General features: G+C 37.4%; 1 protein-coding gene. It reads right to left on the reverse strand.

Annotated elements, in window-relative coordinates; genetic code table 11:
• Nucleotides 1–43 precede the first annotated feature (43 nt).
• Nucleotides 44–454, reverse strand: coding sequence for a DUF6157 family protein (locus tag B2X72_RS24780; protein ID WP_145329081.1), 411 nt, complete (start codon nucleotides 452–454; stop codon nucleotides 44–46).
• Nucleotides 455–602: the final 148 nt, after the last annotated feature.

The raw sequence follows: 602 nt of genomic DNA on the forward strand, positions 1-602 counted from the left end.
CACAGTTTATGTTACAGTCTCACACAAGTTTATTCTGCAAACGCTACCTAGCAGATTTCATTGCTTTAACTTTTGTTGTATTTTCATCCGCTACAAATTTCCGATAAATAGCTGTTTCCATTCCGCATAAGGCGACCTTGCCTTCACTATTACTATGAATCCCATACCCATATGTCTTTGTAAGAGGGGAGGCGCGCAGGCATGCTTGTCCTTTAGAGAAAAAAACTGTTCTTGCTTCGGGATATTCGTCTGGCGTTAGGTTCCTTCTTTCCGCATAGACTTGGAAAATAATATCGTCAGATGTATACTGATAAGGCGCTGCGGCGATCAATTCATATTGTCTTTCAGCTATGGTTTTATGGCGTTTTGATGGTGGAATAGTACCCTTAACTACTTTGGTATCTCTTGCAGCTTCAATTAAAGTATTGAAGTAATTTGTCGAATGGTTTTTCATAATTTTTATTTTTCTTTAATCAAAAGGCATGTAATGATAGAAACAAAAATAATAGAATATCTTGCGATCTGATAGTGGATCGCAAGATATCTTATGAATTACCGATTATTGTTGCTGTTCTATATTACAGCGCAGATCGGAAGAGCGT

Origin of the sequence: Sphingobacterium sp. UBA7253 (assembly GCF_002472745.1) — a bacterium.
Taxonomy (GTDB): Bacteria; Bacteroidota; Bacteroidia; order Sphingobacteriales; family Sphingobacteriaceae; genus Sphingobacterium; species Sphingobacterium siyangense.